Consider the following 23,612-nt stretch of genomic DNA (forward strand, 5'->3'; position numbering starts at 1 on the left):
GCCGGGGCGGCCCCGCAAGGTGTTCAGCGGTGGCCCAGGAGGGCCTGGAAGTCGGCGGCGGGCATGGGGCGGCCGAAGAGGAAGCCCTGCACCTCGTCGCAGTCGAAGCGGCGCAGCATGGTGGCCTGCTCGGCGTTTTCCACCCCTTCGGCGACGGTGCGCAGGCGCAGCTGGCGGGCCATGGTGATGACGGCGCTGACGATGGCTTCGTCGTCCGGATTGCTGCACAGCTCACGGATGAAGCTCTGGTCGATCTTCAGCTTGTCCACGTTGAAGCGCTTCAGGTAGGCCAGGCTGGAATAGCCGGTGCCGAAATCGTCGATGGACAGCTTCACCCCCAGGCCCTTGAGGGCGGTGAGGGTTTCCAGGATGGCCGCGTCCTCCCGGATCAGCAGGGACTCGGTCAGCTCGAATTCCAGGCACTCGGCCGGCAGGCGGTTTTCCTGCAGGGCCCGGGCGGCGATTTCCACCAGGCGGCTGCGGCGGAACTGCACCGGCGACAGGTTGACCGCCATGGTCAGGTCCGTGGCCCCGGCCTCGTGCCAGCGCCGCAGCTCGCGGCAGGCTTCGCCGATGACCCATTCGCCGATGGGGCCGATGAGGCCCGTGTCCTCGGCCACCGGAATGAATTCCCCGGGGGGCACCAGGCCCCGCTCCGGGTCCCGCCAGCGCAGCAGGGCCTCGGCGCCGAGGATGCGGCCGCTGGCCAGGTCGAACTGGGGCTGGTAGTACAGCACCAGTTCCTCCTTCTCCAGGGCCCGCTGCAGGCGGTTCTGCAGCTTGAGGCGGGCAGCGGCTTCGACGTTCATGGCGGCGGTGAAGAAGCGCAGGGTGTTGCGCCCCGCCTCCTTGGCCGAGTACATGGCCGTGTCGGCCTTCTTCATCAGGGTGTCGAAATCCTCGCCGTCGTCTGGGTAGAGGGCGATGCCCAGGGAAAAGGTGACGTTGAGGCGGTGGCCGTTCACCCGCACCGGCTCGTGCATCTGCTCCATCAGCTTGCCGGCGATGCTGCCGGCGCTTTCCGGGTCCGCCAGTTCGGGCAGGACGATGACGAACTCGTCGCCGCCCTGGCGGCTGATGGTGTCCGTCTCCCGTACGCCGCGGCGCAGGCGCTCGGCCACGGCCTGCAGCAGGCGGTCGCCGATGGGGTGGCCCAGGGTGTCGTTCACCAGCTTGAAGTGGTCCAGGTCGAGGAACAGGATGGCCACCCGGTTGGCGCTGCGGGCCGCCTGGCCCTGGGCCTGGAGGAAGCGGTCGCGCAGCAGCACCCGGTTGGGCAGGTCGGTGAGGGGATCGTGGTGGGCCAGGTATTCGATCTGTTCCTCGGCGCTCTTGCGTGCCGTGATGTCCCAGAAAATGCCCTGGATGCCGTTGATGCTGCCGTCGGGGGCGTAGGTGGGCGTCTTGACGATCTCGATGTAGCGCTTGCGCTGCTCGCTATCGAGGGAAACCATTTCCTCGATCAGGTTGAGGGTCTCGCCCTGCAGCACCCGCAGGTCGTCCTGGCGGTACTTGGCCGCCAGATCCGCCGGATACACCTCCCGCGGCGAATGGCCCAGGATGGCTTCCCGGGGCTTGCCCAGGTGGCGTTCCAGGGCCCGGTTGGCGAAGGTGATGCGGCTTTCCCGGTCCATGCGGTAGAGACATTGGGGCATGACCTGGACCAGGGATTCGTAGAGGGCCTCGCTTTCCGCCAGGGCCCGGTAGGAGCCCTGGAGCCGGGACAGGGAACGGCGCACGAGAAAGAAGAGGAGGGTGCAGGTGATGGCGACGAAGGCCCAGCCCTTGTAGTTCTGGATCAGGGTCAGCTGGGCCGTGTCGCCCGCCACCAGGGCCGCCAGCCGGTCCGAGAGGGCGATCCAGAGGGCTGCCAGAAGGCCGTAGAGCCCGGCCACCAGGCCGGCCTGTCCATTGGGGGAGGGGGCGGCGGGGGCGGGCGGTTTCATGACGGGATACCTCAGGGCTTGAGCAGTTGGGCCAGTTCCACGGCGGTGCGCACGCCCATCTTCTCAAACAGGTGGGCCCGGTGCACTTCCACCGTGCGCATGCTGATCTGCAGTTCGTCGGCGATGACCTTATTGAACTTGCCCACCAGGATCAGTTCCATGATCTGCCGCTCCCGGGTGGTGAGGGTGTCCAGGCGGGACTGGACGGAGGCGCTGATGGCCTGCTTTTCCTGGTTGCGGGCGTCCGCATCCATGGCCTCGATGACCCGGTTCACCAGTTCGTTGTCGTTGAAGGGCTTTTCGACGAAATCGAAGGCGCCCTTCTTCAGGGAGGAGACGGCCATGGGTACGTCGCCGTGGCCGGTGAGGAAGATCACTGGCAGCTTGAGGCCCTTGCCCTGCAGGTGCTCGAACAGTTCCAGGCCGCTCATGCCGTCCATGCGGATGTCCAGCAGCAGGCAGCCCTGCAGGCTTTCGCCGGAGGCGTTCCAGGCCTCCAGGAAGGCTTCGGCGCTGGGCCAGGTGGCGCTGGCGACGCCGCGGGACTGCAGCAGCCAGGAAAGGGCGTCACGGATGGCTTCGTCGTCGTCGATGATGTGGGCTTTGGGGCTCACGGCTTACTCCCAGTCGAGGGGCAGGGTGAAGATGAATACGGTGCCGCCTTCGGCCCCTGGTTCGAACCAGAGGCGGCCGCCGTGGAATTCTATGACGGAACGGCAGATGTTGAGGCCCATGCCCATGCCTTCCGTCTTGGTGGTGAAGAAGGGGGAAAAGAGCTTTTCCGCCACTTCCGGGGGAATGCCGCAGCCCCGGTCGGCGATGCACACTTCCACCTGGTCGCCCAGCAGCTGGGCCTCGACGATGAGCTGGCGCCGCTCCGGCGGGGTGGCGGCCATGGCGTCGATGCCGTTGCGCATCAGGTTGATCAGCACCTGGCCCAGCAGCACCGGGTCGGCCAGCAGCTTGGGCAGATGGGCCGGCACCAGGCGCAGCATGTGCACCTGCTGCTTGCGCGCCAGGGGCTCGATGAAGGCGATGCTGTCCTCGATCACCTCTTCCAGGTGGCAGATGACCCGCTGGGGCTCCCGCCGCCGCACGAAGTCGTGCACCCGGCGGATGATGCGGCCGGCCCGCTGCGCCTGCAGGGCCAGCTTGTTGAGGGCGCCGGAGATTTCCTCCCGGGTGTAGTCCCCCGCCTCCAGGCGGTTGAGGCAGCCGGTGGTGTAGCTGGCGATGGCGGAGAGGGGCTGGTTCAGTTCGTGGGCCAGGGTGGAGGCCATTTCGCCCATGGTCACCAGGCGCGCCGTCTGTTCCAGTTTTTCCTGCTGCTGCCGCTGCAGGGCCTGGGCCTTCTTCCGTTCCGAGATGTCCACCACCGAACTGATCCAGCCGGTCTGCTTGCCGTGGGCGTCGATCAGGGGCGTGGCGTACACCATGGTGTGCACGATGTGGCCGTCCCGGTGGCGGATGCTGGCCTCGAAGCCTTCGTTGGGGGCGTGGCCGGTGAGCACCAGGGCGTTCTGCTCCTCGTGGGTGTCCAGGCTGTCCGGGTTCCAGTAGGGCAGGGGCGGGCTGTGGCCCACCAGTTCGTCGGCCCGGTAGCCGCTCATGCGGCAGAAGGCCGGGTTCACGTAGGTGATGCGGCCGTCCATGTCCCGGGCCCGCATGCCGATGATCATGGAATCCTCCATGGCCTGGCGGAAGGCATGCTCGTCGCGTAGGGCCTGTTCCGCCGCTAGGCGCTTCTTGATCAGGCCGCGGATGGCGAAAAGGCTCCAGAAGACGCCGATGGCCAGGACCACAATGGCGCCGGCCAGGACCAGTTGGGCCGGGTTGCCGGCGTTGCGGTAGGCGATGCCCTGCAGCATGAGGCCGTGGCCCGGCGGGTCGAAGGGCAGTTCGTAGGCCAGCCCGGGCTCGCCCTGGATGTTGGACTTGCTGGCCAGCACCGCACCGCCGTCGTCCAGGATGCGCAGCTGGTATTTCTCGGCAAACCACCAGGGCACCAGGTGGTTGAGCATGGACTTGAGGGAATAGGCCATCACCAGCATGCCGGCGAAGTCGCCCTGGCGGTAGATGGGCACGAACAGGTCGATCTGGCTGTTGCCGCCGGCGGCCCGGTAGGGGTCGGTGTAGGTGGCCTTGCCCAGCTTGCGGGCGAAGTCGAAGGCGTCCCGGGTGATGGGGCCGCCGAAGATGTCCAGCTCCTGCCGGTCGGGGATGCGGTTGGGGTAGGCCTGGACCAGGTTGCCGCCGGCGTCGAGCCAGATCACCTGTTCCACTTCCGGGTTGTTCTTGACGATGTGCTGGGCCTGTACCTGGAACACCGTCGCCGGCGTGCCGCCCTTGGCGGCGCTGCCCATGTCGAGGCCGGTGCGGTTGAGCTGGTCCTCGTTGCCCGACATGTGGAAGCGGAAATTCTGTTCCAGCCAGAGGATGTCGGCGATGAGGGTGGCCCGTTGCTCCTCCACCTCGTTGCGGTGCAGGAGCCACAGCAGGCTGACCAGGGAAATGACCAGCAGCCCCACCGCCAGCTTGGGCATCAGCAGGGTCCAGCGGGGCCATTGCAGGACGCTGCCCGAGGAAGGAACGGAAAGTCGTTTCATAAAGCGCAATAGTACCCCAGGAGGTGCGTCCCGTTTGCCTCTCCGCGGCTTCATGCTGCGCTGCAGCTAACGGATAACCACAATGGCGACCCCGGCTTCAGGGGCAGAGAATGCGCCCCCATAACTACATCGGGGTCCGTACGGAAACCCCGGGAGCCATCTCAATCAGCAGGAGTGACCATGTCTCACAAGCCTTTCTACAAGCGCCTGTATGTGCAGGTGCTGTTCGCCATTGCCCTGGGGGTTGCCCTCGGCGCCTTCTTCCCGGAAACGGGCGCCACCATGAAGCCCCTGGGCGACGCCTTCATCAAGCTGATCAAGATGATGATCGCCCCGATCATCTTCGCCACCGTGGTGGTCGGCATCGCCAAGATGGGCGACATGAAGGAAGTGGGCCGGGTCGGCCTGAAGGCCCTGATCTACTTTGAAGTGGTGTCCACCGTGGCCCTGGCCATCGGCCTGATCGTGGTGAACATCCTGCAGCCGGGCGCCGGCATGAACGTGGATCCGGCCACCCTGGATACCAAGGCCATCGCCAACTACGCCGCGGCGGCCCACAACCAGAGCACCACCGATTTCCTCATGAACATCATCCCCAACAGCGTGGTGGATGCCTTCGCCAAGGGTGAAATCCTGCAGGTGCTGCTGTTCTCCGTGCTCTTCGGCCTGGCCCTGTCCCGCCTGGGCGACAAGGCCAAGCCCCTGGTGAAGATTCTCGACGAGTTCTCCCACGGCCTCTTCGGCGTCATCGGCATGATCATGCACTTCGCCCCCATCGGCGCCTTCGGTGCCATGGCCTTCACCATCGGCAAGTACGGCATCGGCTCCCTGAAGCAGCTGGGCTTCCTCATGGCCAACGTGTACATCACCTGCGCCCTGTTCGTCTTCGTGGTGCTGGGTCTGATCGCCAAGTTCACCGGCTTCTCCCTGCTGAAGTTCCTGGCCTACATCAAGGAAGAGCTGCTCATCGTGCTCGGCACCTCCTCCTCCGAGTCCGCCCTGCCGCGCATGATGACCAAGCTGGAAAACCTGGGCTGCCACAAGCCCGTGGTCGGCATGGTCATTCCCACCGGCTACTCCTTCAACCTGGACGGCACCTCCATCTACCTGACCATGGCGGCCATCTTCATCGCCCAGGCCCTCAACGTGCCCCTGACCCTGACCGAGCAGCTGACCATCCTCGGCGTGCTGCTGCTGACCTCCAAGGGCGCGGCGGCCGTGACCGGCGGCGGCTTCATCACCCTGGCGGCCACCCTGGCCACCCTGGGCGGCAAGCTGCCGGTGGAAGGCCTGGCCCTGCTGCTGGGGGTGGACCGCTTCATGTCCGAAGCCCGCGCCATCACCAACCTGATCGGCAACGGCGTCGCCACCATCGTCGTCTCCAAGTGGGAAAACGCCCTCAACACCGACCGCATGACCCGGGTGCTGAACGGCGAAACGGTGGAAGAGGCCGACGAGCCCGAAGCCGTGTCCGACGCCGTGCTGCATCCGGCCGATCTGGTCCGCCCGGTGGGCAAGGCCGCCTGACCCTCCAGGTAGCCGCCAATCAAAAAGCCGCCCGAGGGCGGCTTTTTCTTTTTCCGCCCTTCCTGCAGAGGGCCTGGATCAGCGGTTCTCCAGCCGGTTGTAGTCCAGCCAGCCGGCCTCGACGGGGGCCTGGCGCCGGTATTCCCCATTGACGTAGTCGCTCAGGGCCCAGAAGGCCGGGCTGCTGCGGCGCAGGCCGTAGGCGTCCATGAAGCGGGTGTAGTCCCGTTCCGAGGCCAGGGCCGCCAGGTCCCGGGCGAAGGCGCCCAGGCTGGCGCGGGGCACCCGGTAGAAAGCGTTGGGATAGGCGGTGGCGATGCCGGGCAGCACGTCCAGGCTGTGTTCTTCCGGGGCGATGGCCAGCTTTTCGATGAGCACGTAGGTGACGTTGCGGTGGCCCGTGTTGCGCAGCAGGGTGAAGATCCGGGGCGGGCGTCCCGCTTCCTCCACCAGCAGCAGGCTGCTTTCCGGCAGCCAGGCCAGGGCCTTGCCGGCGACCCGGGCCAGATCCTGCAGATTGGTCTGCAGGGCCGCATCGGGCAGGGTGTCGAGAAGGTGCTGCCGCGGCAGCACCGGCTGCAAGCGCTGTTGCAGACGTTGCAGCAGTTCGCGCTCGGGCTGCTCCCGCTCCTGGTAGGCGATGCCGCTTTCCTGGTCGAAGCGGGCGATGCTGCCGTAGACCCGTTCCCGGGTGTCGCCATTGACGTCCCGGTACCAGTGGTCCCGCACCCGGATGCGGGCCTCCCGGGGCAGCAGCATGAGGAACTGGGATTCCCCCTCCATGCGCAGGAAATCCATGTACAGCCGCGTCGTCAGCTGGTGGCCGATATTGCCGAAGACGTCGTAGCCCGCCACCAGCAGGTAGTGGATGAGCTCCAGCAGGGGGTAGCTGAGGACCCAGGCGGTCTTGGGCTTTTCGCCCACCAGCCCCTTCAGCACCGTGGCGCTGTCGAAGTGGCGGTAGATGGTGAGGGCGGCATTGTCGTTGCGGCCGCCGCCGTCCCAGATCAGGTTGAGATTGACCTTGGCCGGGCTGTCGAAGCGCTGCTCGTAGTAGCGGGACTTGGCCTGGAGGTAGCGGGTCTCCTGGGCGCTGTAGCGCATCCAGGGGGTGAGGATCGGCGTCTCGCTGCCCTTTTCCGCCGGCAGGCTGAGGTTGCGGCTTTCCCGCAGGAGAAAGGCTTCGTCGGATTCGGAGACGCTGTCCGGGTTCTGGAAGAAGACCCAGAAATGGTCGTCGATGACGTTGAGGGCCGTCTGGCCCCGGCACACCGGGCCCTTGATGAAGCCCATCACGGTGAACTGGGCCTCGTCCAGGAGGAACTGGTAGCGGGCGCGGACCGGGATGTCGCGGAAGGCGAGGAAGGGATTGGCCGCCACTTCCGGCGCGTAGCCCGGCAGGCGCTCCACCCGGTAGGCGGGCTGCAGGAACAGTTCGCGCCAGCGGGCCATGCGCCCCGGGCCGAGGGCGTAGGGCATGTGGTTCTTGGCGACGATGGTCTCTTCCACCGGGCGCAGGCGGTAGTGGAAGTGTTCCACCTCCGGATCGTCGAAGGGGCGCCGGGTGGCGATTTCCTGCACTGCCTCCCCCGGGCCGCTGCGGGAGCGCACCAGGCGGAAGTAGCGGGGGCCGTCGCTACCTTCGGCGGCGCCCTCGAAGTAGAGGTTGGCCAGGAACAGGTGCTCGTAGAGATAGCGGGCCATGAGGCGGGTCTTGAGGTCGGCGCCGTTGAGGAAGCGCTCCCAGGCATCCACCTGGGCCTGGAGGGCTGGCGTCAGGGGCTGGGGGCCTTCGGCGGGGGCGCCCTGCTGCAGCCATTTTTTCAGCAGGGCCACTTCCGCCGGCGCCAGGGCCGGCAGGCCGAAGGGCATGCCCCAGCCCGGATTGCGCCGTTCCAGGGCGTCGTACTCCTCGATGGCCGGGCAGGACTGCTGGCGCGCCAGTGAAAAGTCGATGTCCCCGCCCACCGGCTGGTCGGGCACCAGGGGATGGGCCGCCTTGAGGTCCAGGGCCCGGGCCAGGAGACTGGCCTGGAGGGCGGCGGCAGGAGTGTCGCCCCGCTCGTTGAGGATCGGGTGGAAGCCCTTGTCGCGCCACTGGGAGGCTTTCTCGGCATCGATGAAGAGGCGGGTCGGCGACTCCTCCCGCAGGCGGGTGCCGTTATAGACCTCGATCTTGCTGCCGCCCCGGGCCACGCCTTCCCAGGAGCCCAGCTTGATCTGGCAGGGGGCGTCGTAGCAGGAGTGGCAGACGACGCAGCGGCTGTCCAGGATGGGCCGCACCTGCTGCTGGAAGGAGATGGCGCCGGGCCGGGGCGCGTCGTAGCGGCCCCCATCGGCGGGGCCGAAGCGTTGATCCAGGTCGTGGCGCACCAGGGCGGTACAGCCGGCGAGGAACAGCAGCAGGACGGAGGCGAATCGCAGTTGCATACCGGGGCACCAGGTGAGGGGAGGGCACGGGTCTGAACGGCGCATGGGGCGGGCATGGGGAGCCGGCATTGCCGGCGGTCGGCCCTGGATGCGCTTGGGCGAGGGGTGCCCCTGGAAATGGGCGCCCCTGGCTGCACGCCATTCTAGCGGAGCCCCGGCCGGCGTGCTGCCCGGGTCCTGGCGATGCCTAGCGGGCCCAGGCCAGGCCGACCTGGACCAGCATGAGGACGGCCATCAGCAGCAGGGTGTGGTTGAGCCAGCGCCGGTAGGTGGAGGCGTCCATGCGGGACTGGATGCGCATGCCGGGAATGAGACAGGCCACGGCCAGCACGGTGAGACCGGCGCTTTGCCACAGGATGGCGGCGGTGAATTCGCCGTGGGCGGCCAGGGTCCCGGCCTGGGTCAGCTTGCCGACGATGAAGCAGAGGTTGAACAGCTGCACCGTGGCCACGGGGGAAAGGTCCAGGCCGATGAAGTAGATGGCCAGGGGCGGCACCGAGACATTGACGGTGCCCGAGAGAATGCCGCCGATGAGGCCGAAGGCCGCTTCCGAGGTGCGGCGGTGGCGGCGCAGGAAGGACCAGTCCAGCTTCTTCAGGCGGTTGAGGTTGATGGAGACCAGCATCATCAGGGCCAGGGCCAGCTTCAGGGGCTCGGCCGGCAGGCCGATCAGCAGCTGGGTGCCCACCAGGCTGCCCAGCAGCACGTAGGCGGCCAGGCGCCAGTGCTTGAGCAGGCTGTCCCGCCAGTTGCCGCCGCGCAGGATGGAGAGGATGTTGAGCAGGATGTTGGGCAGCACCGTGATCAGCACCGCCGTCTTGAGGTCGGTGAGGAGGGCGATGCAGGGCGTGGTAATGAGGGGGAAACCTACGCCGATGACCCCGTGGGCGAAGGCGGCGATACCGACGATGAGGGCGATGCAGGCCAGCAGCAGCGGCGGGGAGAGCAGATCGTGGGGCATGGGGGGCGGTCAGCGGGCTGCAACGTAAGGAGGCGAAGCATGCAGAATGACGGAAACCCGCGTGGATTGTGGATATCCACAGTAGTGGGCGGTGTATAACGTTTGTGATACTGCGCCAAGCTGGCCTGAGGGCTAGTCTACATAAACCAAATCAACTGTTTGTCGGAGGAGAAAATATGAAGATGTCCCATCTCATGTTCGGCCTGTTGGCCGGAGTCCTGTCCTGCGGGGCCATGGCCCAGCAGCCCATCGTCATCAAGTTCAGCCACGTGGTGGCCGTGGATACGCCCAAGGGCATGGCCGCCGACTTCTTCGCCAAGAAGGCTGCCGAACTGACCAAGGGTAAAGTGAAGGTCGAGGTCTACCCCAACAGCCAGCTGTACAAGGACAAGGAAGAAATGGAAGCCCTGCAGCTGGGCGCCGTGCAGATGCTGGCACCTTCCCTGGCCAAGTTCGGTCCCCTGGGCGTGCGTGAGTTCGAAGCCTTCGACCTGCCCTACATCTTCGACAACTACGAAGAGCTGCACAAGGTCACTACCGGCCCCGTCGGTGCCGCCCTGCTGGCCAAGCTGGAACCCAAGGGCATCAAGGGTCTGGCTTACTGGGACAACGGCTTCAAGTCCTTCTCCGCCAACACCCCGATCAAGACCCCGGCTGACCTGAAGGGCAAGAAGATGCGCATCCAGTCCTCCAAGGTGCTGGAAGAGGAAATGCGCTCCCTGGGCGCCCTGCCCCAGGTGATGGCCTTCTCCGAGGTGTACCAGGCCCTGCAGACCGGCGTGGTGGATGGTACCGAGAACCCCATCTCCAACCTCTACACTCAGAAGATGCATGAAGTGCAGAAGCATCTGACCCTGACCGACCACGGCTACCTGGGTTACGCCGTCATCGTGAACAAGAAGTTCTGGGACGGCCTGCCTGCCGATGTGCGCGGCCAGCTCGAAACCGCGATGAAGGATGCCACCACCTACGCCAACAAGATCGCCAAGGAACAGAACGACAAGGATCTGGAATCCGTGAAGAAGAGCGGCAAGACCCAGGTCTACGTGCCCACCAAGGAAGAGCGCGAAGCCTTCAAGAAGGCACTGACCCCGGTGCACGCCAAGATGGCTGACCGGATCGGCAAGGATCTGATCCAGTCCATCTACAAGGAAACCGGTTTCACCGCCCAGTAAAACATTCTGCCCGCGAGGACGCCCGCCTCAGACTGGGGCGGGCGTTTTTGTGAGGGCAGGGGGAGTTCTGTCATGAATAAGCTGCTCAATCACCTGGAAGAAGCCATCATCACCTTCCTGATGGGTGCGGCCACGGTCATCATTTTCCTGTCCGTGGTGCATCGCTATCTTTCCGGTTACGACATTCCTGGCCTGCAGGACTGGCTGCTCAGCCTCAACTTCAGCTGGGCCCAGGAACTGTGCATCATCATGTTCGTGTGGATGGCCAAGTTCGGCGCCGCCTATGGCGTGCGCACCGGCATCCACGTCGGCGTCGATGTGGTCATCAACCGCCTGAAGACTGCCAACCGCGCCAAGTTCGTGCTGTTCGGCCTGCTCGCCGGCGCCACCTTCACCGGCATCGTCGGCACCCTGGGTGCCACCTTCGTCTGGGAAAACGGCGCCCACTACCAGTTCTTCCACTGGTTCGGCATCGAAGCGCCGGACCTCTTCGAAGGCCCCATCACGCCGGACCTGGAATGGCCGACCTGGATCGTCTATTCCGCCGTGCCCCTGGGCTCCTACCTGATGTGCTTCCGCTTCCTGCAGGTGGCCGTCTCCTTCCTCAAGACCGGCGAACTGCCCCACCACGACCACGGCCATGTGGAAGGCCTGGAAGAGGAACTGGCCCAGGAAGAGAAGACCTACTCCATCGGCGAGGCCATCCAGGCCGCCGAGGAACTGGAACACGTGGACGCCGGCCGCAAGGAAGTGCCCATGGAGCCGGACACGCCCCACGGTGTGAAGCGCAGCGACAAGAACGGAGGCCAATAACATGAACGCCGCAATCATTTTCGGCCTCCTCCTGGCGCTGATGCTGACGGGGATGCCCATTTCCATTTCCCTGGGTCTGACCGTACTGACCTTCCTCTTCACCATGACCCAGGTGCCCATCGAATCGGTGGCCCTGAAGCTGTTCACCGGCATCGAGAAGTTCGAGATCATGGCGATCCCGTTCTTCATCCTGGCAGGCAACTTCCTCACCCACGGTGGGGTGGCGCGGCGCATGATCAACTTCGCCAGCGCCATGGTGGGCCACTTCTACGGCGGCCTCGGCCTTGCCGGCGTGCTGGCCTGCGCCCTGTTCGCCGCCGTCTCCGGCTCCTCCCCGGCGACCGTGGTGGCCATCGGCTCCATCCTGCTGCCGGCCATGGTCAGGGCAGGCTTCCCCAACCGTTTCGGTGCGGGCGTCATCACCACCTCCGGCGCCCTGGGCATCCTGATCCCGCCCTCCATCGTCATGGTGATGTACTCCGTGGCCACCAACACCTCCGTGGGCGCCCTGTTCATGGCCGGTGTGATTCCCGGTCTGCTGCTGGCTTTCACCCTGGGCATGGTCACCTGGTACCGGGCCAAGAAGTTCGACTATCCGCGCATGCCCAAGGCTTCCTGGGGCGAGCGCTGGGTCGCCTTCCGCAAGTCCGTATGGGGCCTGATGCTGATCGTCATCGTCATGGGCGGCATCTACACCGGCATGTTCACCCCCACCGAGGCGGCGGCCATGTCCGCGGTGTACGCCTTCATCGTGGCGGTGTTCGTGTACAAGGACATGGGCCTCAAGCAGATCCCCAAGGTGCTGCTGGATTCGGCCAACATGTCCGCCATGCTGCTGTACATCATCACCAACGCGGTGCTGTTCTCCTTCCTCATGACCAACGAGAACATCCCCCAGCTGCTGGCTGAATGGCTGCTGGACAAGGGCCTGGGCCCCATCGCCTTCCTCCTGGCGGTGAACGTGCTGCTGCTGGTGGCCGGCAACTTCATGGAGCCTTCCTCCATCGTCCTGATCATGGCGCCGATCCTGTTCCCGGTAGCCGTCAAGCTGGGCATCGACCCGGTGCACTTCGGCATCCTGATCGTGGTGAACATGGAAGTGGGCATGTGCCACCCGCCGGTGGGCCTCAACCTCTATGTGGCTTCGGGCATCACCAAGATGGGGATTACGGAGCTGACCATCGCCGTCTGGCCGTGGCTGCTCTCCATGCTCTGCTTCCTGGCCCTGGTCACCTACTGGCCCAGCCTGTCCCTGTGGCTGCCCCGCACCCTGGGCATGCTGTAGCAAAGAATCACCCTTGCGTTGAGTTGGCGCGCGTGCGGGAAACCGCCGCGCGCTTTTTTTCGCCCATTTTTTACAGTGCTTTTATACGGCTCGGGCTAGCATGGTGCCCATGATTCCGGCTTCTTCCTGCTGATTCGGCTATGGGGCACCTCCTGCAGCGCTTCTCCGGCTACCTGATGGGCATGCTCTTCGTCCTCCTGGGGACGGCGCTGGCGGCCCCGTTCCGGGCTGAGATCGACCTCTCCAACCTGGCCCTGCTCTACGTCCTGGCGGTGGTGGCCGTGGGCGGCCACTTCGGCCGCGGCCCCGCCGTGGCCTGCGCCCTGGCCGGCAGCCTGGCCTTCGCCTACGTCTTCGTACCGCCCCATTTCTCCCTGGCCATCACGGAAATCCAGTACGTCATGGCAGCGGTGATCATGGTGGTGGTGGCCCTGGTGGTGGGCCATCTCACCGCCGCCCTGCGCACCCAGGTGGAACTGGCCCGCGACCGGGCCCGGCGGGCCCGGGCCCTCTACGAACTGGCCAAGCACCTGGCCGGCAGCCAGACCGCCGAGGAGGTGACCCAGACCTGCCGCCGCTTCCTCGCCGACGCCCTCGGTGCCCGCCGCATCCGCCTGCTGGAGCCGGCCACCTGGGACCAGCCGCCGCCTTTCATCACCAAGGCCCTGGTACGGGCCTGTCTGGAGCGGCGCCAGCTGGTGGCCATTCCCAGCCCGGCGCCGGGCATTTCCCGGGCCCTCCTGCCCCTGGCCGGCACCCGGGACCTGCAGGGCCTGCTCGGCTTCGAGGTGGACAGCGGCACCCTGGACGACGGCGAATATCGGGAGGCCCTGGACACCATGGCCTCCGTGGTGGCCGTGGCCCTGGAGCGGACCCAGTACGCCGCCGCCGTGCGCGAGAGCGAATTGCGGGTGGCGGCAGAAACCCTGCGCGGCACCATCCTTGCCAGCCTCTCCCACGACCTGCGCACGCCCCTCACGGCCCTGGTGGGCATGGCCGACGGCCTGGCCCTGGGCAAGGTGGCCGGTGCCGACAAGCAGAAATCCATGCTGCTGCGCCTGCGGGACCAGGCCCTGGCCATCAACCAGCTGCTCGGCAACCTGCTGGAAATGGCCCGGCTGCGCTCCGGCAATGTGGAGTTGCAGAAGGAATGGCAGCCCATCGAGGAGGTCATCGGCGCCACCATGGGACTGCTGGAGCCCCACGCCGGGGGGCGGGAGATCGTCATCAACATCGCCCCGGACCTGCCGCCGGTGCATATCGACGGGGTGCTGATCGAACGGGTGCTGTGGAATCTCCTGGAGAACGCCCTCAAGTATTCCCCGGCGGAACAAAGCATCGAGCTGCGCGTGGCCCAGTCCGAAGGCTGGCTGGAACTGTCCGTCTGCGACCGGGGCGAAGGCCTGGCGCCGGGCCAGGAGGAGGATCTGTTCGGCCTCTTCCGCCGCGGCCGCAGCGAGTCCAACGTGCCCGGGGCCGGGCTCGGGCTGGCCATTGCCCGCACCATTGCCGAGGCCCACGGCGGCAGCGTCAGCGCCGCCAACCGCAGCGGCGGCGGCGCCTGCTTCTGCCTGCGCCTGCCCCTGGAAACCCCGCCCGACCTGGCGGATCTGGCAGACCTGGAAAGCGAAACGCCATGAGCGCCAGCGAAACCATCCTGGTGGTGGAGGACGATGGGTCCATCCGGGAATTCGTCGTCTCCGTGCTGGAGAGCGAAGGCTACGCCGTCAGCGAGGCCGGTTCGGCCCGCCACGGCATGGTCCAGGCCGGCGCCCTGAAGCCCTCCCTGCTTATCCTGGACCTGGGCCTGCCGGACCTGGACGGCCTGGATTTCCTGCGGGACTTCCGCGCCTGGTCGGCGGCGCCGGTGCTGGTGCTGTCCGCCCGCACCCAGGAGAGCCAGAAGGTGGCGGCCCTGGACGCGGGCGCCGACGACTACCTGACCAAGCCCTTCGGCGTGCCCGAGCTGCTGGCCCGGGTGCGCGCCCTGCTGCGCCGGGGGCCGGCGGCCACGGGGGAGGGCAGTCCCCTCATCGAATTCGGCGAGGTGCGCATCGACTGCGCCGGGCGCCGGGTGGAGAAGGGCGGCGAACTGTTGCACCTGTCCCAGATCGAGTACCGTCTGCTGTTGGCCCTGGCCGGCAACCCGGGCCGGGTGCTGACCCACCGCCAGCTGCTGACCCAGGTGTGGGGCGGCAAGGCGGCGGAGAACAATCAGTACCTGCGGGTCTATGTGGGCCACCTGCGGCAGAAGATCGAGGCCGACCCGGCCAAACCGCGCCATATCCTGACGGAAATCGGCGTCGGCTACCGTTTCCTACCCTGATTTCAACTTTAGACGGATCGTCATCATGCACATCGTCGTTTGTATCAAGCAGGTGCCGGACAGTGCCCAGATTCGGGTCCATCCGGTGACCAACACCATCATGCGCCAGGGGGTGCCGGCCATCATCAACCCCTACGACCTCTTCGCTATCGAGGCGGCCCTGGCCCTCAAGGACCAGCTGGGGGGCAAGGTCACGGTGCTGACCATGGGCCCGCCCCAGGCCGAGCCGGCCCTGCGCAAGGCCCTCTCCTACGGCTGCGACGAGGCCGTGCTGGTGACCGACAAGCTCTTCGCCGGGGCCGACACCCTGGCCACCTCCTACGTGCTGGCCTCGGCCATCAAAACTTTGCACCAGGAGAGCCCGGTGGACCTGGTGTTCACCGGCAAGCAGACCATCGACGGCGACACGGCCCAGGTGGGTCCGGGCATCGCCAAGCGGCTGGAGCTGGAACTGCTGACCTACGTCTCCCGCATCGTCAGCGTGGATCAGGCCGCCAACAGCATCCGCGTCGAGCGCCGCGCCGAGGGCGGGGTGCAGGTGCTGGAAACCCGCCTGCCGGCCCTCATCACCATGCTCGAAGGCAGCAACGAGATCCGCTTCGGCAGCGCCCCCGACATGTTCCGCGCCGCCCGGGCCGAAGTCCGTGTCTGGGACCGCAACGCCGCCGGCATCGAGGACATCAAGAAGGTGGGCCTGAAGGGCAGCCCCACCATCGTCAGCCGGGTCTTCGTGCCCAGCCCCCGGGCCCAGAAGGCCCAGCAGATCGAGTTCGACGCCGCCAACCCGGAAGCCGCCACCCAGGCCCTGCTGGACAAGGTGCTGGCGGAGATTCCCAAGGTGAAAAAAGAACTGGATAACAAGCGTACGGCCGCAGGAGAGCGCCATGAGTGAAGCCAAGACCGACAAGCCCATCAAGAAGCGCAAGATCAAGCTGGATGAAGAACTGCTGGCCTACAAGGGGGTCTGGGTCTTCGTCGAGAGCGAGCGGGGCCATGTGCATCCCGTCTCCTGGGAGCTGATGGGCCAGGGCCGCCGTCTGGCGGACCAGCTGGGGGTGGAGCTGTGCGGCGTGGTCATGGGCGCCCCGGGGCCGGACCTGGAAGCCCAGTGCCAGGCCGCCTTCGCCTACGGCGCCGACCGCTGCTACCGTATTGCCAGCCCGGTGCTGGCCGAGTACCGCAATGTGCCCTTCACCCGGGCCCTGACCGACCTGGTCAATGCCCACAAGCCAGAAATCCTCCTGCTCGGCGCCACCACCCTGGGCCGGGACCTGGCCGGATCGGTGGCCACCACCCTGAAGACCGGCCTCACCGCCGACTGCACCGAGCTGGCCATCGATCCGGAAGACCGCTGTCTGCTCTCCACCCGCCCCACCTTCGGCGGCAGCCTGCTGTGCACCATCGTCACCCTCAACTACCGGCCCCAGATGGCCACGGTGCGCCACCGGGTGATGCCCATGCCCGACCCGCAACCGGAACGGACCGGCCTGATCGTGGACTTCGAGGCCGGCCTGATCGAGACCGACATCGTCACCAAGGTGCTGGAATTCATCCCCGACGAGCAGCGCGACAAGCCCCAGCTGCCCTACGCCGAAATCGTCGTCTCCGGCGGCAAGGGCCTGGGCAAGGCGGAGAACTTCAAGCATGTGTGGGATCTGGCCAAGGTCCTGGGCGGCGAAGTGGGGGCCTCCCGGGCCGCCATCCACGCCGGCTGGATCTCCGCCGACCGCCAGGTGGGCCAGACCGGCAAGACCGTGCGTCCGGCCCTTTACATCGCCGCCGGCATTTCCGGCGCCATCCAGCACCGGGTGGGCATGGAAGGGGCGGACTGCATCATCGCCATCAACAACGACCCCAACGCCCCCATTTTCGACTTCGCCCACTACGCCATCGTCGGCGACTGCAACCAGGTGCTGCCGGCCCTGGGCCGCACTTTCGCCGGCTACCTGGCGCAGTAAAGGAATTTTCATGACCCAGAACATCGAAAAATTCGACGTCATCGTCGTCGGCGCCGGCCCCGCCGGCAATGCCGCTGCCTACACCCTGGCCAAGGCCGGCAAGAAGGTGCTGCAGCTGGAGCGGGGCGAGTATCCCGGCTCCAAGAACGTGCAGGGCGCCATCCTCTACGCCGACGCCCTGGAAAAGATCATCCCCGACTTCCGCGACTCCGCCCCCCTGGAGCGTACCGTCATCGAGCAGCGCATGTGGGTGATGGAGGACGAGTCCTACGTCGGCACTACCTTCCGTTCCGACCGCTTCAACCAGATGCCGGGCAACCGCTACACCATCATCCGGGCCCGTTTCGACAAGTGGTTCTCCGAGCAGGTGCAGAAGGCCGGCGCCCTGGTGATCTGCGAAATGACGGTGATCGCCCTGCTGCGGGATGCCGCCGGCAAGGTCATCGGCGTCGAAGTGGACCGGGAGGACGGCAAAATCTACGCCGACACCGTGATCCTGGCGGACGGGGTCAATTCCCTGGTGGCGAGCCGGGCCGGCCTGCGGGAGGACATCAAGCCCGCCGCCGTGGCCCTGGCGGTGAAGGAAACCATCTTCCTGCCCAAGGAAACCGTGGAGGCCCGCTTCAACCTGAAGGGCAGCGAGGGTGTGGTGATCGAGATGCTGGGCAGCATAAGCCAGGGCATGGCCGGTACTGCCTTCCTCTACACCAACAAGGACTCCATTTCCCTTGGCATCGGCTGCATGCTTTCCGACATGAAGGCGCAGAACACCACCCCGGCGGAACTGCTGGAAAAGCTGAAGCAGCACCCTTCCGTGGCACCCCTGATCGCCGGCGGCGAGACCCGGGAATACGCCGCCCACCTAATTCCCGAAGGCGGCTACCACGCCCTGCCCGAGCTGTACGGCGAAGGCTGGCTGCTGGTGGGGGATTCCGCCGGTTTCGTGAATGCCGTGCACCGGGAAGGCTCCAATCTGGCCATGACCAGCGGCCGCCTCGCCGCCGAGACCCTGCTGGAACTGGGGGAGAAGGGCCTGCCTTCCACCGCCGCCAACCTGGCCCGCTACAAGGCCAGGCTGGAGGACAGCATCGTGCTGAAGGACCTGAAAAAGTACCGCAACATCCCGGATACCCTGCACAGCCAGCGCCAGTTCCTCTCCGATTACCCGGCCCTGCTCAACGGCGCCGCCCACGAGTTCTTCACCGTGGATGGACAGGACAAGGCGACCAAGGAAAAGGCCATCTTCAACGCCTTCCGCGAACGCCGCAGCCTGCTGGGGCTGCTGGGTGATGCTTACCGCCTGTGGCGCGCCACCCGCTGAGGAAGGGCCAACAAAATTCCTGGCCGTGCCGCCTTGCCGTACTAGCTGTACTGCCTGCGGCGGCACGCCTAGCCAGGATCGCTGCGCTCCACGCTGTTTCCCTTGGGCGCAGCGCTTCAAAAGGACATAGATCATGATGAAAGTCGAAGAAAAGCTGTTCCAGAACCGCTACCGGGTCGATGCGGATCGGCCCCATATCCGCATCAAGAACGAATCCGTCTGCAACGACGGCTGCGTCAGCCGGGCCTGCGTCGTTTGCTGTCCGGCCGGCTGCTGGTCCTTCGAGGAGGGCAAGATCGGCCTGATCACCGACGGCTGCCTGGAATGTGGCACCTGCCGGGTGGTCTGCGACACCCACGGCAACGTGGACTGGAACTATCCCCGGGCCGGTTTCGGCATCCTCTTCAAGTTCGGTTGAGTTCCGGCGGCCGCCTTCCCGCCAGGGGAGGGCGGCCGGTTTCCCGTCCCGGCCCCGGGGCGGGGATGGCGGCTGCCGTGGTGCTGCCAAGGTGCGGAAATGGCGTCCGGGCTGGGGTTCTCCCCTAAGGTCTGGTAAAATATAAAGTTATTTCCAAACCCAGCTATTCACGGAGTGACCATGGCTATCGAACGCACCCTTTCCATCATCAAACCCGACGCCGTCGCCAAGAACGTCATCGGCAAGATCTACTCCCGTTTCGAAACCAACGGTCTGAAGATCGTTGCTTCCAAGATGGCCTGGCTGTCTGCCGAAGAAGCCGGCAAGTTCTACGCCGTGCACAAGGAACGCCCCTTCTTCAAGGATCTGGTGTCCTTCATGATCTCCGGCCCCGTCATGATCCAGGTGCTGGAAGGCGAAAACGCCATCGCCAAGAACCGCGACCTGATGGGCGCCACCGACCCCAAGAAGGCCGAGCCGGGCACCATCCGCGCCGACTTCGCTGAATCCATCGACGCCAACGCCGTGCACGGTTCCGACGCCGCCGAAACCGCTGCCAACGAAATCGCCTTCTTCTTCCCGGCGATGAACGTCTACTCCGGTCGCTAATCGGAGTCGGGTGAGCGGGGTCTGACGGTCCCGCTTTTTCGTTGTTCCCCCTCACCCAATCAGAGTCCCAGATGCAAAACCTGCTCGATTTCGATGCCGAAGGCCTGACGGCCTGGTTCGCCGCCCGTGGCGAGAAGCCCTTCCGGGCGCGCCAGGTGCTGCGCTGGATGCATCACTTCGGCCAGGCCGATTTCGATGCCATGACCGACATCGCCAAGAGCCTGCGTGAAATGCTCAAGGCCAATGCGGTCGTGCTGCCCCCGGCCATCGTCAGCGACAAGCTGTCCGACGACGGCACGCGCAAGTTCCTCTTCGACGTGGGCAACGGCAATGCGGTGGAAACGGTGTTCATCCCGGAAGACGACCGGGGCACCCTGTGCATTTCCACCCAGGCCGGCTGCGCCCTGGACTGCGCCTTCTGCTCCACCGGCAAACAAGGATTCAACCGCAACCTGGCCGTGTCCGAGATCATCGGCCAGCTGTGGCAGGCCAACCGGGCCCTGGGGGTCGATCCCCGCCACCCGGACAAGGCCGAGCGCATCATCAGCAATGTGGTGCTGATGGGCATGGGCGAGCCCCTGGCCAATTTCGAGGCCGCCGTGGCCGCCCTCAAACTGATGCTGGACGACAACGCCTACGGTCTTTCCCGCCGCCGCGTCACCGTCTCCACGTCCGGTCTGGTGCCGGCCATGGACCGCCTGCGGGATGAATGCCCGGTGGCCCTGGCCGTCTCCCTGCACGCCCCCAACGACAAGCTGCGGGACGAGCTGGTGCCGATCAACCAGAAATACCCCATCGCGGAACTGATGGCTGCCTGCCAGCGTTACCTGGAAAAGGCGCCGCGGGATTTCGTGACCTTCGAATACGTGATGCTCGACGGGGTGAACGACAGCGATGCCCATGCCCGGGAACTGCTGGCCATCACCCGCGACGTGCCCTGCAAGTTCAACCTGATTCCCTTCAATCCCTTCCCGGGATCGCCCTTCCGCCGCTCCAAGGCGGAGCGCATCCGCCGTTTTGCCGACATCCTCATCCAGGCCGGCGTCGTCACCACCACCCGCAAGACCCGGGGCGACGACATCGATGCGGCCTGCGGCCAGCTGGCCGGTCAGGTGCAGGACAAGACCCGGCGCAACGAACGGCGGACCATCCCGATTCAGGAGATGCGACCATGAGCAAGACCCCCTTCCGGCTGCCCACGCTCCCGCTTCTGATGTGCTGCCTGGCGGCCCTGGTGACGGCCTGCAACAGCAATCCCAGTGTCCCCTCCAGCCAGCCCCTGGCCGAAGGTCCCCAGTCCCAGATGACGGTCACCGGCAATGCCCGCAATTCGGCCAAGATCCATACCGAGCTGGGGGCCCTGTACTTCCAGGACGGCCAGCTGGCCACGGCCCTGGAGGAGCTGCGCATTGCCATCGCCGCCGATTCCAGCTATGCCCCGGCCCACAACGTGCTGGGCCTGGTGCACATGGACCTGCGGGAAAACGAGGCGGCGGAGCAGAGCTTCCGTCGCGCCCTGTCCCTTGCCGGCAACGACCCCGAAATCAACAACAACTTCGGCTGGTTCCTCTGCCAGGTCGGGCGGGAGAAGGAATCCATCGCCTACTTCAACAACGCCATCAAGAACCCGCTCTACCCGACGCCGGAGCGTGCCTATCTGAATGCGGGCCGGTGCTCGGAGAAAATCGGCGACCTGAAAGGCGCGGAAAACTATTATTTCCGGGCACTGCGCCTCGCCCGCAACGATTTTCAGGCCACCTTGGCCATGGCCGGCCTCAAGTACCGCCAGGATGACCTGGACGAGTCCTACCGGCTGGTGCGCGAATTCCACAAGGCCAGCGATCCCACTCCCGAATCCCTGTGGCTGGGCCTGCGCCTGGCCCGCAAGCTCGGGGACCGGGTCGAAGAGGCCAGTTACAACGCCCAGTTGCGCCGCCGTTTCCCGGGTTCCCGGGAAACCCAGGCCCTCTTGAAAGGCAATTTCGAATGAGCGAACTCGTTCAAGAAACCCTGGCCGAGGAATCTCCCGCCGCGGAGTCCCGGCCCGAGGTCAGTGTTGGCCTCGTCCTGCGCCAGGCGCGGGAATCCCGTCAGATGTCCGTGGCCGATGTGGCCCAGTTGCTGAAAATCAGCTATCGCCAGGTCGATGCCCTGGAGAGCGACAACTGGGACGCCTTGCCGGGCCAGACCTTCGTCCTCGGCTTCATCCGCAATTACGCCCGGCTGCTGCATCTGGACGCCACGCCCCTGCTGCAGCAGATCAAGGCGGCCCAGACCCCGGACAATCCCAACATCGTGCTGCCCGAAGCCTCCGCCGCCTCCCTGCCCCAGCCGGGCCAGGGCAAGCGCCGCGATCTGGCCGCCGTGGCCGGCGCCGCCCTCATGGTGGGGGTCGCCGTGGCCGCCTATTTCCTGGTGCCGGCCGATTTCTGGCAGTCCGCGCCGGAGCCCGAGCCCGTCGCTGAAACCGCCGCCGAAGCGGAGCCCGAGCAGGCCTTCCCGCCTGCCGCTCCGGCCGAGGGCAACAGCAGCGAAGCTGCCGCCACCGGGGTCCCGGAGCAGGCGCCAGCTGCCGCTGTGCCGCCTGCTGCGGCCGCGGTCGCGGCACCGGCTCCTGCGGCAGCAGCAGCTCCCGCTGCCGTGGCCGCCCCCGCGCCCGCCCCGGTCACGGTTTCTCCCCCGGCCCCCAGCGGCGCCGTGGCCGCCGGCCAGGCCCGCTTCAAGTTCCGCTTCGAGCAGCCCTCCTGGGTCGAAGTGAAGGACAAGAGCGGCCAGATCGTCTTTTCCCAACTCAACCCCGCCGGCAGCGAACGGGAAGTGGAAGGTGTGCCTCCCTTCTCCCTGGTGGTGGGCAATGCTTCCCACGTCAAGCTGACCTACAAGGGCCGGGATGTGCCTCTGGAACCTCGCAGCAAGGACGACGTGGCCCGCGTCAGCCTCGATTGATCCATGTCTGATCCCTATTCCATTCCCCGTCGCCCGACTCTGGGCGTGAAGGTGGGCGGCGTCACCATCGGCGGCGATGCCCCGGTGGTGGTCCAGTCCATGACCAACACGGACACCGAGGACTACCTCGCCACCGCCCTGCAGACGGCCGAACTGGCCCGGGCCGGCTCCGAGCTGGTGCGCATCACCGTGAACACGCCGGAAGCGGCTACGGCCGTGCCGAAGATCCGCGAGCACCTGGATCGCCTCGGCCTCTCCGTGCCCCTCATCGGCGACTTCCACTACAACGGCCACCGCCTGCTCACCGACCATCCGGAGTGTGCCCAGGCCCTGGCCAAGTACCGCATCAACCCGGGCAATGTGGGCCATGGCAAGAAGCGGGACGAGCAGTTCGCCCAGATGATCGAGCTGGCCTGCAAGTACGACAAGCCGGTGCGCATCGGCGTGAACTGGGGCAGCCTGGACCAGGACCTGCTGGCCCGCATCATGGACGAGAACGCCAAGCGGCCCGAACCCAAGGACGCGGTGCAAATCATGCGCGAGGCCATGGTCACCTCGGCCCTGGAGTCGGCGGAGAAGGCCGTGGAGATTGGCCTGCCGGCCGACCACATAGTCCTCTCCTGCAAGGTTTCCGGAGTGCAGGACCTGATCGCCATCTACCGGGAGCTGTCGGCCCGTTCCCGTTTCGCCCTGCACCTGGGGCTGACCGAAGCCGGCATGGGCAGCAAGGGTATCGTCGCTTCCACTGCCGCCATGGGCGTGCTGCTGCAGGAAGGCATCGGCGACACCATCCGCGTCTCCCTGACCCCCGAGCCCGGCGGCAAGCGCACCGGTGAAGTCATCGTCGCCCAGGAAATGCTGCAGACCATGGGCCTGCGCGCCTTCACCCCCATGGTGGCGGCCTGTCCCGGTTGCGGTCGCACCACCAGCACCTTCTTCCAGGAACTGGCTTCCACCATCCAGGAGTACGTGCGGGCCCAGATGCCCCAGTGGCGCACCGAGTACGACGGCGTGGAGAACATGACCCTGGCGGTCATGGGCTGCGTGGTCAACGGCCCGGGCGAGAGCAAGCACGCCAACATCGGCATTTCCCTGCCCGGCACCGGCGAAGTGCCGGCGGCCCCGGTGTTTGAGGACGGGGAAAAGACGGTTACCCTGCGGGGCGACAATATCGCCGAAGAATTCAAGGCCATCGTGGATCGCTACGTGGCCCGTACCTACCAACGCAAACTGCATCCGTGATTGCCAGGGACCGGGGCCGGCGCCGCCTGTGGGCGGTGTCCGGCCCTTC

Annotated in this window: 20 protein-coding genes; 15 read left to right on the forward strand and 5 right to left on the reverse strand. The window is 66.2% G+C overall.

Annotated elements, in window-relative coordinates; translation table 11 throughout:
* Positions 1-23: 23 nt before the first annotated feature.
* The 3 genes from ACLSSQ_RS06450 to ACLSSQ_RS06460 are packed head-to-tail and all read right to left on the reverse strand — an operon-like array spanning position 24 to position 4,552.
* Positions 24-1,946: a putative bifunctional diguanylate cyclase/phosphodiesterase gene (locus ACLSSQ_RS06450; RefSeq protein WP_130458820.1), complete on the reverse strand. Its 1,923-nt coding sequence runs from the start codon at positions 1,944-1,946 to the stop codon at positions 24-26.
* An 11-nt stretch (positions 1,947-1,957) separates the two neighbouring features.
* A complete protein-coding gene (locus tag ACLSSQ_RS06455; protein WP_014238172.1) occupies positions 1,958-2,560 on the reverse strand; it encodes a response regulator transcription factor in 603 nt (200 codons plus the stop codon).
* 3 nt (positions 2,561-2,563) lie between these two features.
* A complete protein-coding gene (locus ACLSSQ_RS06460) occupies positions 2,564-4,552 on the reverse strand; it encodes an ATP-binding protein (protein WP_130458819.1) in 1,989 nt (662 codons plus the stop codon).
* Between the two features lie 180 nt (positions 4,553-4,732).
* On the opposite strand from ACLSSQ_RS06460, the gene ACLSSQ_RS06465 reads away from it, so the two are divergent.
* The gene (locus ACLSSQ_RS06465; protein ID WP_152088901.1) at positions 4,733-6,079 is read left to right on the forward strand and encodes a dicarboxylate/amino acid:cation symporter; all 1,347 of its coding nucleotides are present in this window, start codon (positions 4,733-4,735) and stop codon (positions 6,077-6,079) included.
* 78 nt (positions 6,080-6,157) lie between these two features.
* Here the strand turns inward: ACLSSQ_RS06465 and ACLSSQ_RS06470 are convergent, their stop codons facing one another.
* Both ACLSSQ_RS06470 and ACLSSQ_RS06475 read right to left on the reverse strand, forming a co-directional pair.
* Entirely contained in the window at positions 6,158-8,509 is a 2,352-nt protein-coding gene (locus ACLSSQ_RS06470) for a fatty acid cis/trans isomerase (protein WP_416244103.1), read from the reverse strand.
* 187 nt (positions 8,510-8,696) lie between these two features.
* Entirely contained in the window at positions 8,697-9,470 is a 774-nt protein-coding gene (locus tag ACLSSQ_RS06475) for a sulfite exporter TauE/SafE family protein (RefSeq protein ID WP_287873774.1), read from the reverse strand.
* A gap of 176 nt (positions 9,471-9,646) precedes the next feature.
* On the opposite strand from ACLSSQ_RS06475, the gene ACLSSQ_RS06480 reads away from it, so the two are divergent.
* From ACLSSQ_RS06480 to ispG, 14 genes are all read left to right on the forward strand, one after another.
* Positions 9,647-10,645: a TRAP transporter substrate-binding protein gene (locus tag ACLSSQ_RS06480; RefSeq protein ID WP_014238167.1), complete on the forward strand. Its 999-nt coding sequence runs from the start codon at positions 9,647-9,649 to the stop codon at positions 10,643-10,645.
* A gap of 72 nt (positions 10,646-10,717) precedes the next feature.
* The gene (locus ACLSSQ_RS06485; RefSeq protein ID WP_130458815.1) at positions 10,718-11,458 is read left to right on the forward strand and encodes a TRAP transporter small permease; all 741 of its coding nucleotides are present in this window, start codon (positions 10,718-10,720) and stop codon (positions 11,456-11,458) included.
* 1 nt (position 11,459) lies between these two features.
* Positions 11,460-12,743, forward strand: a complete 1,284-nt coding sequence (locus ACLSSQ_RS06490; RefSeq protein WP_416244104.1) for a TRAP transporter large permease — start codon at positions 11,460-11,462, stop codon at positions 12,741-12,743.
* A 140-nt stretch (positions 12,744-12,883) separates the two neighbouring features.
* Complete coding sequence (locus tag ACLSSQ_RS06495; RefSeq protein ID WP_416244105.1) at positions 12,884-14,383, forward strand: ATP-binding protein; 1,500 nt, start codon at positions 12,884-12,886, stop codon at positions 14,381-14,383.
* Positions 14,380-15,069 carry a response regulator gene (locus tag ACLSSQ_RS06500; RefSeq protein WP_416244106.1) on the forward strand — a complete coding sequence of 230 codons (690 nt, stop codon included), beginning with the start codon at positions 14,380-14,382 and terminating at the stop codon, positions 15,067-15,069. Before ACLSSQ_RS06495 ends, ACLSSQ_RS06500 begins: the two co-directional genes overlap by 4 nt.
* A 25-nt stretch (positions 15,070-15,094) precedes the next feature.
* Positions 15,095-15,961 carry an electron transfer flavoprotein subunit beta/FixA family protein gene (locus ACLSSQ_RS06505; protein WP_416244107.1) on the forward strand — a complete coding sequence of 289 codons (867 nt, stop codon included), beginning with the start codon at positions 15,095-15,097 and terminating at the stop codon, positions 15,959-15,961.
* Complete coding sequence (locus ACLSSQ_RS06510) at positions 15,954-17,027, forward strand: electron transfer flavoprotein subunit alpha/FixB family protein (RefSeq protein WP_416244108.1); 1,074 nt, start codon at positions 15,954-15,956, stop codon at positions 17,025-17,027. The genes ACLSSQ_RS06505 and ACLSSQ_RS06510 overlap by 8 nt, the downstream gene beginning before the upstream one ends.
* Before the next feature lie 10 nt (positions 17,028-17,037).
* The gene (locus ACLSSQ_RS06515; protein WP_014238160.1) at positions 17,038-18,348 is read left to right on the forward strand and encodes an FAD-dependent oxidoreductase; all 1,311 of its coding nucleotides are present in this window, start codon (positions 17,038-17,040) and stop codon (positions 18,346-18,348) included.
* Between the two features lie 133 nt (positions 18,349-18,481).
* Positions 18,482-18,766, forward strand: a complete 285-nt coding sequence (locus ACLSSQ_RS06520) for a ferredoxin family protein (protein WP_014238159.1) — start codon at positions 18,482-18,484, stop codon at positions 18,764-18,766.
* A 180-nt stretch (positions 18,767-18,946) separates the two neighbouring features.
* Positions 18,947-19,375, forward strand: coding sequence for a nucleoside-diphosphate kinase (gene ndk / locus ACLSSQ_RS06525; RefSeq protein ID WP_014238158.1), 429 nt, complete (start codon positions 18,947-18,949; stop codon positions 19,373-19,375).
* A 71-nt stretch (positions 19,376-19,446) separates the two neighbouring features.
* The gene (rlmN, locus tag ACLSSQ_RS06530; RefSeq protein ID WP_014238157.1) at positions 19,447-20,550 is read left to right on the forward strand and encodes a 23S rRNA (adenine(2503)-C(2))-methyltransferase RlmN; all 1,104 of its coding nucleotides are present in this window, start codon (positions 19,447-19,449) and stop codon (positions 20,548-20,550) included.
* On the forward strand, positions 20,547-21,365 hold the full coding sequence (gene pilW, locus ACLSSQ_RS06535) for a type IV pilus biogenesis/stability protein PilW (RefSeq protein WP_416244109.1): 819 nt from the start codon (positions 20,547-20,549) through the stop codon (positions 21,363-21,365). The genes rlmN and pilW overlap by 4 nt, the downstream gene beginning before the upstream one ends.
* Positions 21,362-22,321, forward strand: a complete 960-nt coding sequence (locus tag ACLSSQ_RS06540) for a helix-turn-helix domain-containing protein (RefSeq protein ID WP_416244110.1) — start codon at positions 21,362-21,364, stop codon at positions 22,319-22,321. Before pilW ends, ACLSSQ_RS06540 begins: the two co-directional genes overlap by 4 nt.
* A gap of 3 nt (positions 22,322-22,324) precedes the next feature.
* Positions 22,325-23,563, forward strand: a complete 1,239-nt coding sequence (ispG, locus tag ACLSSQ_RS06545) for a flavodoxin-dependent (E)-4-hydroxy-3-methylbut-2-enyl-diphosphate synthase (RefSeq protein WP_416244111.1) — start codon at positions 22,325-22,327, stop codon at positions 23,561-23,563.
* Positions 23,564-23,612 lie beyond the last annotated feature (49 nt).

The organism is Azospira sp. APE16, assembly GCF_047901315.1.
Classification (GTDB): domain Bacteria; phylum Pseudomonadota; class Gammaproteobacteria; order Burkholderiales; family Rhodocyclaceae; genus Azospira; species Azospira oryzae.

Excerpts from the sequence above, each read along its gene's own strand:
- ACLSSQ_RS06450 (WP_130458820.1), bottom strand. The coding sequence starts at position 1,946 with ATGAAACCGCCCGCCCCCGCCGCCCCCTCCCCCAATGGACAGGCCGGC.
- ACLSSQ_RS06460 (WP_130458819.1), bottom strand. The coding sequence starts at position 4,552 with ATGAAACGACTTTCCGTTCCTTCCTCGGGCAGCGTCCTGCAATGGCCC.
- ACLSSQ_RS06465 (WP_152088901.1), top strand. The coding sequence starts at position 4,733 with ATGTCTCACAAGCCTTTCTACAAGCGCCTGTATGTGCAGGTGCTGTTC.
- ACLSSQ_RS06470 (WP_416244103.1), bottom strand. The coding sequence starts at position 8,509 with ATGCAACTGCGATTCGCCTCCGTCCTGCTGCTGTTCCTCGCCGGCTGT.
- ACLSSQ_RS06475 (WP_287873774.1), bottom strand. The coding sequence starts at position 9,470 with ATGCCCCACGATCTGCTCTCCCCGCCGCTGCTGCTGGCCTGCATCGCC.
- ACLSSQ_RS06480 (WP_014238167.1), top strand. The coding sequence starts at position 9,647 with ATGAAGATGTCCCATCTCATGTTCGGCCTGTTGGCCGGAGTCCTGTCC.
- ACLSSQ_RS06485 (WP_130458815.1), top strand. The coding sequence starts at position 10,718 with ATGAATAAGCTGCTCAATCACCTGGAAGAAGCCATCATCACCTTCCTG.
- ACLSSQ_RS06490 (WP_416244104.1), top strand. The coding sequence starts at position 11,460 with ATGAACGCCGCAATCATTTTCGGCCTCCTCCTGGCGCTGATGCTGACG.
- ACLSSQ_RS06495 (WP_416244105.1), top strand. The coding sequence starts at position 12,884 with ATGGGGCACCTCCTGCAGCGCTTCTCCGGCTACCTGATGGGCATGCTC.
- ACLSSQ_RS06500 (WP_416244106.1), top strand. The coding sequence starts at position 14,380 with ATGAGCGCCAGCGAAACCATCCTGGTGGTGGAGGACGATGGGTCCATC.
- ACLSSQ_RS06505 (WP_416244107.1), top strand. The coding sequence starts at position 15,095 with ATGCACATCGTCGTTTGTATCAAGCAGGTGCCGGACAGTGCCCAGATT.
- ACLSSQ_RS06510 (WP_416244108.1), top strand. The coding sequence starts at position 15,954 with ATGAGTGAAGCCAAGACCGACAAGCCCATCAAGAAGCGCAAGATCAAG.
- ACLSSQ_RS06515 (WP_014238160.1), top strand. The coding sequence starts at position 17,038 with ATGACCCAGAACATCGAAAAATTCGACGTCATCGTCGTCGGCGCCGGC.
- ACLSSQ_RS06520 (WP_014238159.1), top strand. The coding sequence starts at position 18,482 with ATGATGAAAGTCGAAGAAAAGCTGTTCCAGAACCGCTACCGGGTCGAT.
- ndk (WP_014238158.1), top strand. The coding sequence starts at position 18,947 with ATGGCTATCGAACGCACCCTTTCCATCATCAAACCCGACGCCGTCGCC.
- rlmN (WP_014238157.1), top strand. The coding sequence starts at position 19,447 with ATGCAAAACCTGCTCGATTTCGATGCCGAAGGCCTGACGGCCTGGTTC.
- pilW (WP_416244109.1), top strand. The coding sequence starts at position 20,547 with ATGAGCAAGACCCCCTTCCGGCTGCCCACGCTCCCGCTTCTGATGTGC.
- ACLSSQ_RS06540 (WP_416244110.1), top strand. The coding sequence starts at position 21,362 with ATGAGCGAACTCGTTCAAGAAACCCTGGCCGAGGAATCTCCCGCCGCG.
- ispG (WP_416244111.1), top strand. The coding sequence starts at position 22,325 with ATGTCTGATCCCTATTCCATTCCCCGTCGCCCGACTCTGGGCGTGAAG.